The sequence below is a fragment of the Dyadobacter luteus genome (assembly GCF_003383615.1).
Classification (GTDB): Bacteria; Bacteroidota; Bacteroidia; order Cytophagales; family Spirosomataceae; genus Dyadobacter; species Dyadobacter luteus.
On the sequence record NZ_QNUL01000015.1, the window covers coordinates 130,921 to 149,665 of the forward strand.

The following is an 18,745-nucleotide window of genomic DNA, read 5'->3' on the forward strand; positions in this document are numbered from 1 at the left end:
CTATCCGGGAATCTCAAAACGCACTTGCACTATGCTGGAAACAATAAAGGATGCCCTCTGGCAACAATTCGGAGCATCCCTTCAAATGATCGAAAACGCCATTAACCTTTGGCCGGAAACCTTGTGGGATACGGATAAAAAGTTTTTCTATACCGTTTACCATACCCTCATTTTGACCGACTATTATCTCACAATCCCTTCTCCTTCTGAATTTGTATCAACTCTTCCTTTCACATTCATGGATAAAGAAGATATCCCGACCGGCGTTTTGGGGGACATGGTGCCCGACAGGATTTATACTAAAAGTGAGACAATTGATTATTTGCAAGATATAACGGCGAAATGCCATTCGGCAATTCACAACCTGACCGACCAGCTGATAAGCGAGAGATGGATCGAAGAAGGAGGAGAAATGGATTATTCAGTTTTGGAAATTCTCATTTACAACATGCGGCATGTACAACATCATGCTGGGCAGGTAAACATGTTATTAAGACAAACAACGAATCGTTCATCAGGTTGGGTGTTCAGAGCAGAAGAAGAATAAAATATGGTATATGCATTGGCGATAAATCCTGATCCGCACATCATGCGGCTTTCAGGAAATATGAAAAACACGATCAGGGAAGGACTGAACAGAAACTTCGGAAGTTATAACGCACTTCCGCACATTACGCTACTTTCATTTGAAGCTCAGGAAAAGAACTATCTTAATATACTGGCAGAGTTTAAAAAGGTTTTGGCTGTGATTACTCCTTTTCAGCTGGGCTTCGCCGGATATGGAGATTTTATAGCTAAGAAAAATTGTACATTTTTTGTAAAACCGGATGACGATTCATCAGATGCAATCATTGAACGTTGCCAGAAAATAGGTAGCCTTTTCGACAAGTCGGTGAGGCGTAAGTACATTGACAGCTGGAAAATGGTTGTCAAAAAAACACCACACATGACACTGGCGCGCGAGCTAACCGAAAAAGAGGTCGCTGTTTGCTATGACGTCACTCCTACGGATTTCAGCGAATCGTTCTTTTGTAAGTACTTTGTAATCAGAAAATTCAACGAACAAAGAGGGCAGTTCGATATCCTTGACACCATTGAATTACTGGGCCGGGACTATATGGAGGGAGAACAGACGAGGTTATTTTGAAGGGAATTAAGAATTTAAAATGAAAAATGAAGAGTAAAGAGTTACCAACCCCTTACCCCCACTTCTCATTCTTAATTCCTAATTCTTAATTCTTAATTCTTAATTCTTAATACCCCGGATTCTGCTTAATCCCCGAGTTCTGATCCAACACATTTTGAGGGATCGGATTCATGTATTGTTTCGGTTCGAACTTCACAGTGTACTTCACTTCCGGCTCAATGCTGTAAACCCACACACCTGAGTTGTTGGAAGGAACAGAGTTACGAATCACCATATTGTGACGCGCTTTGCCCATTACCTGCGCAGTCTGGGCGAGACGCTTCGTGTCCAGGAAACGTTTGTCTTCAAAGCAGAACTCAACTCTTCTTTCTCTTGCAATAGCAGCACGCATCTGATCTTTTGTAAGTCCGGCAGGAAGCGCTGCAATTTCAGAACGCTGACGTACCTTGTTGATCGCATCATATACAGATGCATCCGGTCCCACAGCTTCATTCTGAGCTTCAGCGTAATTCAGCAAAACCTCCGCATAACGTAGAAACACATAGTTTTGTCCACTTGCATCCGTTCCGGGTGCCGCATCAGGATTGATTCTTTTCTTCTGGTAATAGCCTGAGTCACCAACGTCAGTCTTTCCGGCGAGGTCAATCTGATTTGTACGGTCAGGGTTCGGGTAAGTCAGATCAATACGGGTATAAATCGTATCTGCTCTTGGCATCCAATCCAGTTTGTAAGGAGCACCGTCATACACAATGAAGTCGTAGAAGCGTTTTTCACGATTTACATATGGTTTCTGAGGATTATATCCTGAAGTAGGATCTGTAATCGCTTTTCCGTTTGCCATCGCAAACTGATCCACCAGTTCCTGCGTAGGATTGTAGTTACCCCAGGTACGGTACTCGCCCAACACATAAGTGACACCGCCGCGACCTTCATAGTTTCCTCCCATTCCTGAAACATTGGCAACGACCTGCCTGTCCCAGATCACTTCAGAATTATATTCATTCGCTACTCTCCAGAAATCCTTCAGATCAGCAAACAGGTTATAGTTTTTACCATTGCCAAATTTGTCGATGAACTCCTTATTCGTAGCTGCCGCCTTTACCCAACGTGCAGGATCATAATTCCCAAAATGAACAAACTTATTCGGGTCTGGAAGATACGGTGTGGCAGTATTGAAAAGCGGACTCGCTCCAAATAACTCCACCCATCCTTTCAATGCCAGTGCCGCACCCAGCGTCGCTCGTCCTGCTTCCCGGTCGCTTTTAGCATATTTGATAGCGAGGTTACCGTTTTTCACTACCGCATCCAGTTCAGAAACTATAAAATCAAAAGTTTCCTGGAAAGTTTTACGTGGCTGCTGCAATTCCTCAGGGCTCATCGTGTTACGATCCAGCTGCTTGGTAATAATCGGAAGACCTCCCATCTGAACAAAAAACTCGCTGTAGAAAAATGCTCTGATAAAGCGAACCTCGTCGATGCGTTTCTTAAAATAAGCCTCGGAGAAATTGCCTTTGTTTTCTTCCAGCTTTTGTAAAAAAGTATTGCATTTCCGGATTTTGACAAAGAAATTTTGCCAGGTGTAACCGTAAGTCGGTCCCTGAGTTCCTCCCCATGGGTTATCGGTACTGGAAGACGGCACAATACAAACCCCGATGCGCCAGTTGGAAGCTGTATAGTAATGACTGATGTTATAATCGTCAGTATAATAATCCAGCGTTTCAGTCTGATTTACCTTGTTTGGAATTTCGCTGTAAATGTCATTCAGAAATACATCTGCGTTCGGCTCCGACTCCCATTGTGTGGCGTCCGTGAGGTTCGACTTGTTGACATTTTCAAGAAATTCATCCGTATCACACGAAACAGACAGGGTGAGCATCAACAGACTCAAACCCAATATTTTGAAGTAGTTTATCGCAACTTTCATATTCTTTCAGTTTTTGGGTTAAAAAGTCAGATCAAGTCCAAATGTTGTGGCTTTCATAACAGGATAAGCCGTTTCACGATCCGTGTAACCCATTTCCGGATCGACGTGTTTGATCTTACTGATTGTGAACAGATTTTGAGTCGTTACATAAATCCTCGCAGAACTCATTTTCAGCTTACCCAATACCGATTTTGGAATTGTGTACCCAAGACTAGCCGTTTTAAGGCGCAGATAGCTGGAATTCATCCACCAGAAATCCGAATCCTTTGTATTATTGGCATAAGGAGCAGGCGTAGAACGTGGATATTTTGCATCCTGATTTTCCGGCGTCCAGCGATTGTTATAGTATTCGTAACCTGTGTTACTTCCGTTGTTTTCAAAAGGAACTGTCAGGAACTGGCGCACACCAATACTTGATTTTCCTGTTCCCTGGAAGAACAATGTCAGATCGAAACCTTTCCAGTTTACGCTTGGTGTGATACCGTAAGTAAGTGCAGGATATACAGGATTACCGATAACCGTAAGATCGTGATCATTAATGATTCCATCAGGAACACCATCAGGACCGCTCAAATCAGCATATTTGATATCTCCAGGGTGCAGCGCGCCAAACTGTGTCACGTTGTAACCATCTTCAGCATTTACAATACCATCACCGTTTTTGTCATCCGATGTTTTGAATAATCCCAGTGACTTGAATCCGTAAGGAGTACCAAACTGACGACCGACTTTGGTACGGTTCGGGTTCTTCGCTTCTGCATCCGTTTGGAACACCTCGTGCATTTTGTTGATCGAGTAACTCACGTTTCCTGTAATCGCAAAATCAAGATCTTTCGAAATGCGTTTACGCGTACCGATGTTCAATTCAAACCCGTTGGCGCTCATTCTGCCTTTATTCTCCTGTGAAAGAGAAAGGCCGTATTCTACCGGAAGTGTCACCTGAGGTGCCAGCAACATGCCTGTTCTGTTCTCATGGAAATAATCAAACTCAACATTAACCAGCGAATTCCACATACTTAAATCAAAACCTATATCGGTTTTTTTAGAGATTTCCCAGGTAATAGCACTATTGGCTTCACGAGGTACCCTTGATCCCTGTACAAGCGTTCCCGTTCCGTAGGCATAGGCACCACCGCGCAATACATAACCCGACTGATACTGGAACGGTCCTCCGGCAAGCATTCCGGCCTTACCCCAGGAACCTCTCAGTTTGAATTCGTCTATGAAGCGGAAATTCTTCATGAATTTTTCTTCAGAAAGCCTCCACGCTGCGGAGAAAGCAGGGAAGTAGCCCCATCTTTTACCAGGTGCAAAATAGTAGTGTCCGTCATAACGACCAGCGGCTTCCAGAATATACTTGTCTTTGTAGGTATAACCAACACGATATACATAACCCAGCTCAGAGCCCGTGGCAGATGTTCCTGAGTTGTCGTAATCCAGCCTGTCGGAGCTACCAAAGCTCAGCTCATCAATACCGATAGCGAAGTTATTGCGGCGGGTGGTCAGCGTATCAATCTGTGTTTTACGTACTTCAACTACCGCCAAACCAGTAAAAGCGTGATCTCCGAAAGTACGGTTGTAGTTCAGGTATCCCTGATAGGTATAGTTTACCCGTTTGTAATTTTCAAGTCCGAGCCATCTGAATGGCTTACCAGCTCCTTCCTGAAGGGAAATCGCATCTGTATAAGTATATGGCTTTTGCGAAAGATCAATTTTGTGATACACAAACGGTACGTGCCATAATTTCAGATCTGTGCGGGAAGGGTCATAGCTGAATACCCCTTTCACACTTAAACCCTTAGCCAGTTGTTGTTCTATAGAAAGTGTTCCCAGTAAAGTATTCCCGTTGGAACGACGATAACCTGGTGAGCGCAGTACACCCACAGGCGTATTCGCAGAAGACTCACCCCATTTGTCACCTTCCGGATAGATCAGACTCTGGGTAGGCAGAAATTTGTAAAAGCTGCGAAACAAGTGTCCTGACGTACTTTCATCTGCATCCACATCTCTTGTATTTTCAATACTTCCAAACAGAGACATACCTACTTTGGTCGTCTTTGTTACGGCCATTTCAAGATTCATGTTGTAGTTATAGCGACGATAGCTAACGGGATCAAAAAGCCCCTGCTGATCGAAATAGCCAACACCTGCATGATAAGTAACATTCTCATTTCCACCGCTCAGCTCCACGTTATGGTTCTGGATCGGCTGGTTTTTGTTAAACACTTCAAGGAAATTAGAGCTTGGATATTTCCAGGGATCTTCCTGATGCAGCCTCTCATAATCCCTCACCAGAGCAGGGTCATTAGGAAGACTTGTCCCTCCCGGAGTCTGGTGCAGATAGGCCTCATTCTGAAGAGTCATATAATCCTTAGCATTCAGTACATCCGGTAAATAAGTGGGATTCTGAAACCCGTAAGATGTACTTACACGCACCTGTGCCTTACCGCTTTTACCCTTTTTTGTGGTAATCAGAATTACACCATTGGCACCGCCGATTCCGTATGGAGCAACAGCCGCAGCATCTTTCAGAATAGTAATTGTTTCTATACTTGCCGGATCAATCTGGCGGATATTATCCCGGCGAACACCGTCAACAACTACCAGCGGCTTGTTATTTCCTGTCGTTACAATACCACGAATGTGAATATCCGGATCATCTTTTCCTGGCTGGCCACCATTGGGACGCATACTTACACCCGCTACCCGACCTGCCAGCGATTGGGAAATATTGGGGGCAGGAACCTGTGCAATGGCATCTCCTTTAATACTGGCTATAGAACCTGTCACGGTTACTTTTTTCTGAACACCGTAACCAACCACCACCACTTCTTCCAGCGCCTTCGTATCAGGATCAAGTTTTGCATCGATTGTTGACGCTGCGCCTACCGGTATTTCCTTTGCCAGATATCCTACAAATGAAAATACCAAAACATCACTATCTCCGGTACCGTCCAATGTATATACGCCATTCACATCTGTAGATGTTCCCCGGGTAGAGCCCTTGATGGTCACGTTTACACCAGGCAGTTCTCTACCTTGTTCATCTGTAACCTTCCCTGTTATTTTTTTATCAATATGTCGGGAAGTGCTATACCGTCCCGTCTTTGCAACGGAGGCATTAGCAAACGCATCTGCATGACAATGAACACTTAACAGTGCAACATTGAGGGCAGATACCTTCGAAATTAAAAGTAATTTTTTCAGCATGGAGCCTGGGAGTTATGTGATTTTTAATGTGAGTAATTAAAAATTTGTAATTCATGCTATCAGTTTCCTGAGCCGGACCCTTCACCTTCCGACGCCGATTTTAAAAATCGGGCATAGCATATCCGTTGCATTTGTTTTGACAAAAAAAACAGACACAAAAATCTTGTACGCCTGAACATATCAAAGCCGCCGGGTACAAACCCGAAACTGTCATTGATCAGACATTACCTCTCCGAAAAAAATGGTTAAAAGTTAAATTGTTGTCATAAGTTAAGGGATGGAGTTGAGTGTTAAGATGAAAATCCTTCAGATCAAAATTTCCAGATTCTGCTGCGCAACAAAAAATGGCCTTACTCTTGCAAGTGGAAAACTCAATTGAACAAATTTAACATTATTTTATAATATGTCAACAGTACACTTAAAAAATATAATTAAATTATGAAAATATTTACCATAACAAGTAAAATCGGAAGATTACCACCTTACTGCATATCAAAACACGGACAATAAAAAAGCCGCCTCAGCAAATCTGAGACGGCATAAATTGTAATACTATGTAAATCAGATATGCTTTTCGGGCAATATTACTTCAAACCTTGATCCCTTTCCTTCTTCACTGAACGGTTTAATTAGCCCGCCGTGATTGGTAACAATGCGTTTACAAAGTGCCAGCCCAATTCCATTGCCTGTATACGTTTCCCGATCATGCAGTCTCTGAAAAATTTCAAATATGCGGTCACCAAAGCCAGGATCAAAGCCTATTCCATTGTCAGCGATTGTAATCCTAACGTAATTCTGAGCAGGATCAAGTTCATGCTGTTCAATGTCCTCCTGGGTCAGATTACCTGAGGTAATTGAGATTTCCGGCCTGGCTCCATCCCGGGAAAATTTGAGAGCGTTTCCTACCAGATTATAAAAAAGCTGGTTCATCTGAGAAGGTACGGCATCAATTACCGGCACCGTACCCAGCGAAATCACTGCCTCCTTTTCCTGAATAAGCAAATCGAAGTCAGCGATGACGTTCTGAATTATCTTAGATAGCTGTACCGGCGTAAATGATGTAACACGATCCTGAATACTACTATAATTCAAAAGGTCATGGATCAATCCGATCATCCGGCTGGCGGAATACTCAATTTTCTGCAGGTACTCCATCAGATACATATTCTCCTTCGACTCACGGGCCAGCAACATCCCTGCAAAAACCTTAATTTTCCGCAAGGGCTCCTGCAAGTCGTGAGATGTAACGTAGGCAAACTGCTTCAGCTCCTGATTGCGGTCCTGCAGATCGTCATTGAGATCTTTTAAAGCACCAGTTCTTTCTTCAATCTTTCTTTCCAGCTCTTCATTCAGCGTCTTCTGATCATGGATGTCGGTGCAGGCCATGGTGTATCCCAGAAATTTATTATCCAGTCCGAAACGCGGCTCTGCTATGCAGCTTACCCACCGGTACTTGCCCATGGTTCTAAGCCTGATATCCTTCTGAAAACGACTATTTTTCTTTGCGGCTGCATCCTGCATGACCATAAACGACTCCAGGTCATCAGGGTGCATGAAATTACTCCATTTGGCACCACGCATTCCAGTATCCGATGCTCCTATAAATTTTTGCCAGAGTTTATTAAAGAAATAGAAATTACCCGTCAGATCGCACATTCCGACCATGACTGGTGAGCTGTTGGCAAGCGTTCTGAAATGATGCTCGCTATATTCGAGCTTTTCGCTCGCTTCTTTTCTCTCCGAAATATCTGTAGTAACACCTATCAGATTAATCACTTCACCATCATCGCCGAGCTGCGCCAATCCTGATGCTTCCATCCAGTGAATCGAATCATCAGGCCATTTCACCCTATACTCAGCATGAAAGGGACCTTTGGTTGCTACAGCAGCATCGATTGCCTCACGTAAGGTACTTTTATCGTCGGGTAATACCAATTCAAGTAGGCTATCGTAGGTTAGCTCAGCGTCATCAGGCAAACCGTAATTGGCTTTACACTGCTTCGACGTTCCCAGTTTCCGGTCGTCCAGTCGCAGTTCCCAGGAGCCAATCTGCCCGGCATGAAGAGCCAGATTCAACCTTACTATCGCCTCCTGTAATCTTACTTCACCTGTCTTCCGCTCAGTAATATCCGCTACAACACCTGTCAGCCTTTTGATCTGATTATGTTCATCAAACATGGCCTTTCCATGATTGCTCACCCAACGGACAGTCTGCGTTTCCGGAATTCTGATCCGATACTCTTCCGCGAATAGTCCTGCATGCCCTCCTTTTACAGCTACACGAATTGCCGACTTTATCCGATCAATATCATCTTCTACTACTCTTTCCAGCAACGATTCCCAGCCTTGCAGCGACAACTTCTCCTGTCCGAGAATGTCACGGGTTTCTTTGGACAAATAAAGAATATTGGTCTTGATTTCGTAATCCCAAACACCATAATGCGTGGCGTCTATCGCCAGCCGTTGCCGCTCTTCATTAATATATATCTGCTCCTGTTTTTCCTTAATTCTGTCATTGGCTACAGTGAGCTCCGTTACATCGTTAATAACCAAAAGGATGAGAGAGTCTCCTTTATCTCTGGATCTGATCTGCTGTGCATTCAGTTTCATCACACGTTTTCCCAACGAGGGGAAATCATGTGTAACAATAAATTCATTGAATGATCTTTTTCTGGGTAAAATCTCTTCCAATTGGCGTCGCAAATCCATGATATCCCATTGTCCGTTACCCAATTCGTAGAGTACTTTCCCTTCAACCTCACCAGGTAATACCTCGAATTTCTCATAAAAAGAGGTGTTGGCGGACCTGACGCGCAGATTATGATCCAATACTACCAGCGCATCAGTAATGGTATTGTTGATAGATTCTGTGTACTCATTAGCTCGCGTCAGCTGATCATTCAGATGGGAAAGTTCTTTGTTACGAATCAGCAACTCTTCGTTAATTGATATCACCTCTTCCTGCGAAGTCTGAAGCTCCTCATTCAGTGATTTCAATTCTTCATTCGCAGACTGAAACTCTTCATTTGTAGCCTCCTGTTCTTCACTCAATGCCCGAAGCTGATCACGGCTTTGTACCAGTTCCTGCTCCAGTTGCAGAATGCGCAAATCCCTCGCATCATTAATACCATCCTCAGACACAGCCGCGGTGGCCATACTCTGGATTGTTTGAAAAAGTATAAGATAAAATTTTTCTTTCGTTCCCGCCAGCGGTAGCACATCCAGTGTTATCCTTAGTAACCTTCCTTCATGCTCCAGTGCGATATTCTCCCTTTTTACCGGAGAACGTTCTGCTTTCACCTTATTAAGTGCTTCATTCAGATCATAGTAAAGCCCTTTCCTTACCATCTTCAGTACGTTAAAACTGGCAATACCAGGACTTGGTTCTATAAAAAAACCAGTATTACCTCTGAAATCCACGATATCAAAAGAGTCATTGATAACCACTCCTACCGGCACATACTTTTGCAGTAACATGTCGTCTGCCGCGGTCTGAAAATCCTTTTTGTCCATATTCTTACTTAAACCAAAGTGGTTCGATAAAGTATTCTTTTTTCTGGTGTCTTCCGACTGATGATGAAGTGTGGTGATCGGAGTACGGTTCACAAAGATGTTCGCACTTTTATTGATACTTTCAAACCGTCCTGACAAACCACTCGTTTCCGATTTTCCAAGGAATAAAAACCCTCCCGGTTTGATCGCATACGAAAATGTTGCCAGCACTTTTCTTTGAAGTACAGGTTGCATGTAAATCAGTACATTCCGGCAACTCAGCAGATCAATTTTGGCAAATGGAGGGTCTGCAAGCACATTTTGAACTGCAAATACACACATATCTCTGATAAAGGATTTGATACGATATCCGTCCTTCACCTTTGTGAAATACTTTTCCAGCCGTGGTTGTGCCATCTTAGCCACAGTTTGTTCCGAATATGTCCCCTGCCTCGCTTTGGCAATCGCATTTTCTGACACATCTGAAGCAAATATCTTGATGTTGGACAAATTGCCGATCAACTCATGATGTTCGTGTAAACATATTGCTATTGAATAAGCTTCCTCCCCGGTAGAACAACCGCATACCCAAACACGGACAGTTTCATCGGCCTGTTTGTCTTTCAGCAGACTGGGAATAACATCAGAACATAAAAAGTCAAAGCTTTTCTCATCCCTGAAAAAACTGCTCACGTGAATCAGCATTTCTTTATAGAGCTGATGCTGCTCTGCCTCATTGTAGACCAGCAGGTCGTAATAGTCGGCAAGGCTTTGCAGATTAAGGATATGTAGCCTTCTGCTGATACGGCGTTGTAGTGTGGTGTGCTTGTAGTTCAGGAGATCTACACCGCTTTTTTTAGACAAAACGGCCAATATCCTATCAAGATTTTCTTTGTCAGTTCTCAATGATCAAATCAATCTAAGCCTACTGTAAGCGGCTGGTTTATTAATCTATTTGACTTCGATCAGATGGTTATTCAGCACATCCTTAAGATCATTACACAGATAATTGAATGAACCGTGTTTGGTCAGATAAGCATTCGCACCCAGCCTGATACAATCATTGATATCTTCGGGGCGTGATGAGGTAGAGAAAATAATGATCGGTACCTGCTCAAATTTGGGATTATTACGAAGGGTAGTAAGTAACTCTTTTCCATTCATCCTTGGCATATTCAGGTCAAAGAATGCGATATCAGGAAGCTGGAAACCAATGGAGTTAACAATATCAAGTGCATCTACACCATCTCTGGCAGTCTGAATTGAGAAAGCTACCCCAATATTTTTCAATGCTTCCATGAAAATCAGCTGATCATCAGCATCATCATCAACCAGCATCAGAGAAAACTTCGGGGGCATGGATATCGGCTTAGAAACGAGTACGCCCAAAAATACAAATAATTTTGTAAATCACATTATAAAACAGCCTGTAGACAGATTTGCCACAGTTTACAGTACTAAATAAAATCTACAAAGTAGCCATTAAAACTACTAACCCTGCTGCTATAAGTTAACTACAAAAGTCAAATATTTCGGGGTAGAGATTCCAGCTTGCTTTCATAGATCACTGACTAATAAAATATTCAAAATCAGTTCAAACCTGCCTACCTGTTCTCATAGCCAATACAGAACAACGTTTCTTCCTCCAATACCGGAGGAGTACCTATCTTATATAATATGAGACCCGCGACCGGTGCTGTTACTTCTGTTAGTTTATTGCCAAAGAGATCTGTGATATATCCAAGAGACTGCCCCTCGGCTACGAGTGCTCCGCTTTTCAGGTCACTATAAAAAATACCTTTCACGATCGACTTTATATAGGTCTGTCCTGTTAGCCAATTTGATTTTTCGGGTTTCAGCTGTTTTTCAGGCTTATACATGTGCATGGATGCAAGCATATTCATCACACTATTCCTGATCATATCGACTGCTTCGGGCTGCACATTGCCAAGTTTTCCGGCCTCAATACTTAATGCCGCCACACCCTGCCGGGTCGCTTGCTTGAATGCGTACTCCGAAGGTTGGTCTGCTTTGAGATTAAACGGATACCTTACTTTCAATTTAAAACCTGATTCGTCTGAAAGTTTTCTTGCTAATGCCGTTTGCACGGGTGTCTCTTTATGATCATAATAGCAAATAAAATCGGCCAGATCTTCATTCCCATCTCCGGCGTGAATATCCAGAAATACGTCCGAACCGGTGATGATTTCTCTTGTGATCAAATCTGCCAATCGCTCTGAAATACTCCCATCCTCTCTACCGGGAAAGACCCTGTTAAGATTCTTGCCATCTTCCGGATTATAAAAAACGGATCTTCCATAAAAACCGGCTACGTTAGCAACCGGAACAATCACCACCGTTCCGCTAAGTTGTTCCGGTTTGATCTCATTCATCAGCTTTTGCATAGCTATAATGGGAGGATATTCGTAACCATGAATACCTGCAACGATTGTAAAAACAGGACCTTCATTAATCCCTTTGATGACTTTCACCGGCAACCCAGCTTCATGCTTCCCATCTTTTACGCTCAGCAGGAATTGTGAAACCGTTCCTGCTTTCATCGATTTCCCTTTATCAAAATGCCGCTGGGCCAAAACGTTAGAGAGCATCATGACGAAGAGAATGGACAGGAAATATCTGAAGTAGGACATAGGACTTAACGTATATTACTGCTTAGTAATACAAACCCAATAGCGGATGAGTTCGGAAGTGGTATGTTAAACAAAAGAAGCATAGCCAGATAATCAGCCATGCCCCTTTCTTATTGTAAATGCCATTACCGTCTATTTATTCAAATCTGAAATCTTTATTGTATCTGTTCCATAGCGGGTTGGCTCTGCTGATGGCTCAATTACCAGCTTGCCCCCTGCCATAATTTCATCGTGAGTCAGCCACAAACGGTTAATGTCTTTTCCATTCAGCAAAACACGTTTGATGTAACGTTTCTGATCTGAAAAACCCGGCACTTGTATTTCCAACTGTCCTTTCTCCTGCTTGATGGTGATTTTCGGAAACAGCGGTACGTTCAGATAATAAACCGGGTCTCCAACCAAAGGCTGTTGAACTCCCAGGGCTGTCATAACGAACCAGCCCGACATCGCTCCTGCATCGTCGTCCATGGTTCGCACAAATGCCTTCGGCTCATTTTTATAAAGGCGGTCGATATGTGCGCCAATACCACGGCTATTGTCATTGAAATAATACTGGATAGTTGTATCCACCGCCAACTGATGTACCAGTTGCTGATACTTCCAGGGTTTTTCACTTGCATAATACAAGGTGGGAGATTGCAGGTCAGGTTCATTGGCACGATTGAAATAATGTTCATCAAAGAACTCATCCAATTGCGAAGTGAAAGCAGCCTTTCCGCCGGCAAGACTAACGAGTCCGGCAACATCAAAAGGAACAGCCCAACGATACTGACGTACTGTACCCTGGTACATGCTACGCGCCGACATGCGATCGACATCCCGTTTTGTCAGATCCTTAAACTCTCTCTCCCAAACATTTTTATAAGTAGCAGATCGCGCCAGAAAATGTCTACTCAATGCGCTTTCTTTGATTTCGTCTGCGATCCTTGCCATTGTCCACATATCAAACGCAGCTTCAAGATATTTATCCGGTTTTGAAAAATCGAAACGAGCTGTATCAGCCATTAATGAATCCCTGATTCCTTTGAAGTCGACCTTATAACCTTTCTTAGCTGCATCCAGCAATACTACAGCTGCATGTTCTGTCCTTACGGAATTAGCAGGTTCGTTGGGACCAGCGAAATCATATTTTCCATACCGATACAAATCACTCACCGAATGGATTATATCCTGATACAGTTTCGGATACAGTATGGATAACAACGGCAGCTGGGTTTTGTAATTATCCCAGATCGCCCAGCCATGGTAGTGGTTGCCATCTGCCTGATGTACGTTTCCGTCAGTTCCGCGATATTGTCCGTTGGCTTCCGCAATGCGGTAAGGTGATTGTAGTGTGCGATAGAGCAAAGAATAAAACAGGTTTTCGCGCTGCGGATTACCTTCTACCTTCACCGTTCCCAGGAAATTATTCCATGTTGACTGCGATTTTTTGAATATATCCGCCTCAGTCTGTTTTGCATTCACCTGTAATCTTTTCAATGCAGATGCCTCATCAAGAGAGGAAAAAGCGACACGTACCGTAGTCTGTGTAGCAGATGCCGGAAGCAGAGCTGTCAGGAAATGCTCTTTCTGATCGGCCCATTTCGAACCGCCCCCCAGCTCCATGGCGTAGTAAATCTTGTATGTTCCTGCATGGCAAGTGGTCTTAGACTGCACCCAGCCAATCAATACCGAACCTTCAATGCGGTGTTGCTCAGCAAAAAATGCGCGATTAAACGAATGAGATAAATCTAATGTAAATCCTTTATCTCCTTTGGGAAAATCGAAAACAGAAACGCCATAATCTTCATGCACTGCCACTTTCGTTTTAATACCATTTGTAAAACTGATCGCATACTCTCCCGGACTTGCCTGATCACTTGTTTTTTGCAATGGTTTACCATCATCTTCTTTTCCCAGAAAAGGTTTCAAAAGCAATAGTCCTCCGCTTCCCTGGCAGCCTACGCCTTCAAACCTGTTGTGGTTGAAACCGATTACATTTTTAGCCAGCTTTTCATAACCGGTATGCGTACCAGGGTCAGTTTGGGGCAATATACTGAGTTGTGAAAACGGCGAAGATGCAGCAGGTGACATTTGTCCGTGATCTCCGGATGATCCCAGAAACACATTCACTTTTTCACTCTGACCAAAGCCGTCTGCAGCTGTTTGAAACAGCATTAATGTTGATAGTAACGAAGGATAAAGGAATTTACTTTTTTGAAGATGATACATGGTATACTGATTCGTTAAAAAAACGTAGCGGCGAAGATAACTCCCCGCCGCTACAGATGTCAAAAATTACTGGTCATAACCCGGATTCTGTTTCAGATTCGGGTTGTTTGCCAACTGCGTTGACGGAATCGGATAAATTTCCCGGTTCGGATCCATCGTACGCTGATGATCCCACCAGCTACCATTGTTAAATCTTCCAAAACGGATAATGTCTGTTCTCCGCTTGCCTTCGAACACAAACTCCCTCCTCTTTTCAGCGAGAAACTCGTCCATCGTCAGCGTAGCGGTTGTATACCTGATTTTCTCCCAGTCTGCCGCTGCAAATGCACGTTTCTTACTTGCATTGATCAGATCCACAGCTTCCTGCGTAGTAACACTTCCATTTTTGCGCATCAGCGCTTCTGCTTTATTGAAAGAAATCTCAGTAAGGCGGTAGATCATAAACTGGTTTTCTCGGTAGTTCGGGTCATTCAGGCGGCCTGTTTTGTACTTATGGAATCTTCCAATATCGATCAAACAACGCATTAATGCCTGTGGGTCGCTATCTCTGGTTATACGCAGAAAATAGGTTTTTATCAGATAAGTTGAATAAGGGGAGTATTCATTAAGAACCGCCTGGGTGCCAGTTACTTTTTAAAAACAAAAGTAACTGGCACCCAGTCAAATACGCGGACAAAGGCGCACATTTAGCAATCTCCTAACATTAAGATTTTCCCTGACAAATCTCTTTCGTTTTTAGCAAACAAACCATTAAAATAATATATATCAAATAGTTAATAACATGCACTTCATTGCAACAATAAAATTATTCTAATACATCTCTGCCACATACAAAGAATTCATCGTTTCCGGTCTGGCGGGTAAATCCGGTGGACTGGCATCTTTATTTTCCGGAAGTTACTTATCGACCAAAAATGAAAGTCATGAAAAATCTCGTTATGTTCCTGTTAAGTTTGTCTGCCACCAGCACAATCGCTCAGCAAGCCTATCATATAGAGGGCCGGGCTTCATCTCTTCAGGAACAGGATAAACTTTATCTTGTTTATGATTCCGGAGACAAGCAGCTTACTGACTCTGCATTTGTAAAAAGAGGAAAATTCAGTTTCAAAGGAAGCATACAATATCCTGTGATGGCAGCCTTATACCTTCATAAAAACCCTTACTTCACTCAGCTAAAAAAGGGAGAGCAAATGGATTACCTGCGATTTTATCTGGAAGCAGCCCATATGAGTATGACTAGTTCCGATTCAGTTAAGAATATGAACATTACCGGGTCTCCTGCGAATACCGCTTACAAACAGCTACTTACAATGCTGGAGCCTAATGAAAAGCGATTTACAGCTTTGAGAAAAGAATTTGAAGCACTTGATGAGCAGCAAAAAAAAGATAAGGTAATTTTCCAGAGAATTTTAGATCGTGAGCATCAGCTATTGCTGGAATCCTACACCATTCATTTGAAGTTTGCTGAGCAAAATCCCAAATCATATCTGAGTGTGATTAGTCTGTCACATGTTGCCCCCAATCCCGAGCTGAGCCAGCAAGCGGCAACAGTTTTTGAAAAACTTGACCCTCAACTCAAAAAATCACCGCTCGCACAAGGTATACCCGAACAACTCTCAGCACCTGAAAATACCAGGATTGGTAACCTAGCTCCCGACTTTACTCAACCGTCACCAGATGGGGTTGCGGTGAAACTATCTGATTTCAAAGGTAAATATGTATTGCTTGACTTCTGGGCAAGCTGGTGTGGACCTTGCAGGGAAGAAAATCCAAATCTGGTTAACACATATAAACACTACAGCCCTAAAAACTTCACCATCTTTGGTGTCTCTCTTGATCGAGGTAGCCAGCGCAATGCATGGTTGAAAGCCATCGAAAAGGATGAATTAACCTGGACACAGGCGGGAGATATGCTTGGCTGGGAAAACAAAGCCGCTAAAATTTACGGTGTCAGAGCTATTCCTGCCAACTTTCTGATTGATCCTTCGGGCAAGATCGTAGCGAGAGATTTACGGGCGGAAGATCTCAATAAAAAACTTCGTGAACTGATCGGGGAATAGAAATGAGCTGTCATCTCCCTGCCGGGACCGGGAATGACAGCTCATAAAATCACATCCCATCGATAATCACCTGCGGCTGGCCTTGTGAGCAGCGCTCTACCCGGACGTTCACGTGATATACTTCTTTGATAATTTGGGGAGTAATGGCCTCTTCTGGAGCTCCGGACGAAGTTATCTGCCCTTTTTGCATCACTAAAATCTGATCCGCCCAGCGCATGGCCAGGTTCAGATCGTGCAAAACCACAACAACAATTCTGCCTTCCCTTGCCAAAGCGCTTGTAAGCTCCATCACCTGCACCTGATGTTTGAGATCCAGCGCACTTGTTGGTTCATCCAGCAGCAGCACCTTTGGTTCTCTCACTACCGACCTCGCCAGACTTGCCATTTGCCTTTGCCCGCCCGAAAGCTGATTTAATGGAGATAAAGCAAGATCAGCAATTCCGATCCGGTTCAGCGTTTTTAAAGCAATGTCATATACTTCCGAATTTTTCACATTCAATCCATCCAACGGAGAAGCTTTCAGAGCACTGATAACGGCCTCTATCACCGACAAACTCACATCCTGAGGAATACTCTGAGGCATAAAAGTGAGATGAGATGCCCGCTTTTTCAACTCCATTTGCATCAGATCCGATTCGCCTAACAACATCGATCCGGTTGCAGGAAGCAAGCCTGACATGGCACGCAGTAAAGTGGATTTACCAGCTGCATTGGGTCCTACCAAAGCCGTAACAGTACCGGCATGCAACGAAGCGAGCGAAAGACCCGATATGATGCGTTTTTTACCGTAAGGATCATTCCCCGTTCTTCGGGATGAAGTATACACATAATTGACTTCCAGCTTATTGTTCTCATTCAACCTGTACAGGAAATTTGTACGGGAGATCACATTTCTGAAATGCATCTCAGAAAGTGCGGCATGTCTGCTTTCACCAACGCGGGTAGAATTCGAAGTAAATTGTCCGAACCAATCATATTGACCACGCAGCATATCCACACGGTTGATCGTAACCGTATTGATGACAGCAAATTGGTCGATCTGAAATTTATTATCCAGGAAGGATTTTTTATACCTGACAGACGGTACAACTGAAGCCTGTCGGCCAGTGACTGCACCATAAGGATCGGTCATGAGTGCAGGATGCTGCTGCTGACGGTTCAATACAAAACCTGCCAGCGAAAACCGCAACTCATCTGCCCAACGCCTGTTTACAACCCCGGCAAATGCTTCAGCATAGTAACTTGTAAACGCATTGTGAAATAACCTTACTTTCTGAACGCGCTGATTTTTTGTGATCGGATCAGTTACTTTCAGGTCGGCAGAATAATCGTTGTCAGAATGATTGTAGAAGGCATCTGCACCGGCAATCCATTATTGCCTTTGTCTGTATAAAAACCATTGAGGGAAACCCGATGGGTATTAAATGAAGCGATTTCATAAGCGACGCTAAGTTCAGGCTGATATGTTTTACGGGTAACCAGATTGACCGCCCCAACAAGCGCATCAGTACCCAGTGACACAGGCAACACACCCTTACATATCTCGACTCTTTCCAGTGCATTCACGGGTACGGAAGAAATATTGTAGCCATCCCGCAGATAATCGAGCGGAATGCCGTCCCTGAAATAACGGATAGACCTTCCCTGAAATCCAGTCACAGAAATGTCGGGTGCTGAACCCAGGCCACCCGCCTGGCGGATACGTACTCCTGCCGAGCGATTCATCAGTTCTGTAAGGGTTGCCGGTTGATTGAATACTTCACCGTGCAGATACAACCGTACTTTTGATAGCCAGTTCCTTTACCTGCCGCATTTCTGTCTTACCCGCCACCACTACCTCCGACAATTCTCTGCTATCACTCACCAGACATACCGGTAAAAAAACAGGTTGTCCCCCCAACAATTTTCACTTCACCTGTATAAGCCTTGTAACCCACATGCGAGACATGAATTATACTAAATCAGAATTATATTGACGTATTTTTAATGTAAGGAAAGCACGTCAAGGAAATTACATTGTCCGCTGACTCAGAAATCTTTTCGACGATCT

At 43.6% G+C, this 18,745-nt stretch carries 12 protein-coding genes; 3 read left to right on the forward strand and 9 right to left on the reverse strand.

The features are described 5' to 3' along the window. Nucleotides 1-31 precede the first annotated feature (31 nt). Together DSL64_RS17950 and DSL64_RS17955 are read left to right on the forward strand one after the other, a co-directional pair. A complete protein-coding gene (locus DSL64_RS17950) occupies nt 32-547 on the forward strand; it encodes a DinB family protein (protein ID WP_115832302.1) in 516 nt (171 codons plus the stop codon). A gap of 3 nt (nt 548-550) precedes the next feature. Further along, the gene (locus DSL64_RS17955; RefSeq protein ID WP_115832303.1) at nt 551-1,147 is read left to right on the forward strand and encodes a 2'-5' RNA ligase family protein; all 597 of its coding nucleotides are present in this window, start codon (nt 551-553) and stop codon (nt 1,145-1,147) included. Nucleotides 1,148-1,253: 106 nt separating this feature from the next. Here DSL64_RS17955 and DSL64_RS17960 read toward each other — a convergent pair whose 3' ends face one another. From DSL64_RS17960 to DSL64_RS17990, 7 genes are all read right to left on the reverse strand, one after another. Next, on the reverse strand, nt 1,254-3,071 hold the full coding sequence (locus DSL64_RS17960; protein WP_115832304.1) for a RagB/SusD family nutrient uptake outer membrane protein: 1,818 nt from the start codon (nt 3,069-3,071) through the stop codon (nt 1,254-1,256). Between the two features lie 18 nt (nt 3,072-3,089). Continuing rightward, nucleotides 3,090-6,281: a SusC/RagA family TonB-linked outer membrane protein gene (locus tag DSL64_RS17965; protein ID WP_115832305.1), complete on the reverse strand. Its 3,192-nt coding sequence runs from the start codon at nt 6,279-6,281 to the stop codon at nt 3,090-3,092. Between the two features lie 561 nt (nt 6,282-6,842). Further along, nucleotides 6,843-10,679, reverse strand: a complete 3,837-nt coding sequence (locus tag DSL64_RS17970) for a CheR family methyltransferase (RefSeq protein ID WP_115832306.1) — start codon at nt 10,677-10,679, stop codon at nt 6,843-6,845. A 45-nt stretch (nt 10,680-10,724) separates the two neighbouring features. Beyond that, on the reverse strand, nt 10,725-11,132 hold the full coding sequence (locus DSL64_RS17975) for a response regulator (RefSeq protein ID WP_115832307.1): 408 nt from the start codon (nt 11,130-11,132) through the stop codon (nt 10,725-10,727). Nucleotides 11,133-11,377: 245 nt separating this feature from the next. Continuing rightward, entirely contained in the window at nt 11,378-12,424 is a 1,047-nt protein-coding gene (locus DSL64_RS17980; RefSeq protein ID WP_115832308.1) for a succinylglutamate desuccinylase/aspartoacylase family protein, read from the reverse strand. A 132-nt stretch (nt 12,425-12,556) separates the two neighbouring features. Then, nucleotides 12,557-14,635, reverse strand: coding sequence for a glycoside hydrolase domain-containing protein (locus DSL64_RS17985; RefSeq protein ID WP_115832309.1), 2,079 nt, complete (start codon nt 14,633-14,635; stop codon nt 12,557-12,559). Between the two features lie 66 nt (nt 14,636-14,701). Beyond that, nucleotides 14,702-15,160: a RagB/SusD family nutrient uptake outer membrane protein gene (locus tag DSL64_RS17990; protein ID WP_199539431.1), complete on the reverse strand. Its 459-nt coding sequence runs from the start codon at nt 15,158-15,160 to the stop codon at nt 14,702-14,704. A gap of 398 nt (nt 15,161-15,558) precedes the next feature. Here DSL64_RS17990 and DSL64_RS17995 point away from each other — a divergent pair, with 398 nt between their 5' ends. Continuing rightward, a complete protein-coding gene (locus DSL64_RS17995; protein WP_158547943.1) occupies nt 15,559-16,695 on the forward strand; it encodes a TlpA disulfide reductase family protein in 1,137 nt (378 codons plus the stop codon). 49 nt (nt 16,696-16,744) lie between these two features. On the opposite strand, the gene DSL64_RS18000 is transcribed toward DSL64_RS17995, so the two are convergent. Together DSL64_RS18000 and DSL64_RS18005 are read right to left on the reverse strand one after the other, a co-directional pair. Further along, nucleotides 16,745-17,884: an ABC transporter ATP-binding protein gene (locus DSL64_RS18000; protein ID WP_199539433.1), complete on the reverse strand. Its 1,140-nt coding sequence runs from the start codon at nt 17,882-17,884 to the stop codon at nt 16,745-16,747. A 122-nt stretch (nt 17,885-18,006) separates the two neighbouring features. Next, the gene (locus DSL64_RS18005) at nt 18,007-18,471 is read right to left on the reverse strand and encodes a TonB-dependent receptor (RefSeq protein WP_115832311.1); all 465 of its coding nucleotides are present in this window, start codon (nt 18,469-18,471) and stop codon (nt 18,007-18,009) included. Nucleotides 18,472-18,745: the final 274 nt, after the last annotated feature.

Coding starts and splice junctions, on each gene's coding strand:
- DSL64_RS17960 (WP_115832304.1), bottom strand. CDS start 3,071: ATGAAAGTTGCGATAAACTACTTCAAAATATTGGGTTTGAGTCTGTTG.
- DSL64_RS17980 (WP_115832308.1), bottom strand. CDS start 12,424: ATGTCCTACTTCAGATATTTCCTGTCCATTCTCTTCGTCATGATGCTC.
- DSL64_RS17965 (WP_115832305.1), bottom strand. CDS start 6,281: ATGCTGAAAAAATTACTTTTAATTTCGAAGGTATCTGCCCTCAATGTT.
- DSL64_RS17955 (WP_115832303.1), top strand. CDS start 551: ATGGTATATGCATTGGCGATAAATCCTGATCCGCACATCATGCGGCTT.
- DSL64_RS17995 (WP_158547943.1), top strand. CDS start 15,559: ATGAAAAATCTCGTTATGTTCCTGTTAAGTTTGTCTGCCACCAGCACA.
- DSL64_RS17985 (WP_115832309.1), bottom strand. CDS start 14,635: ATGTATCATCTTCAAAAAAGTAAATTCCTTTATCCTTCGTTACTATCA.
- DSL64_RS17975 (WP_115832307.1), bottom strand. CDS start 11,132: ATGCCCCCGAAGTTTTCTCTGATGCTGGTTGATGATGATGCTGATGAT.
- DSL64_RS17950 (WP_115832302.1), top strand. CDS start 32: ATGCTGGAAACAATAAAGGATGCCCTCTGGCAACAATTCGGAGCATCC.
- DSL64_RS17990 (WP_199539431.1), bottom strand. CDS start 15,160: ATGCGTTGTTTGATCGATATTGGAAGATTCCATAAGTACAAAACAGGC.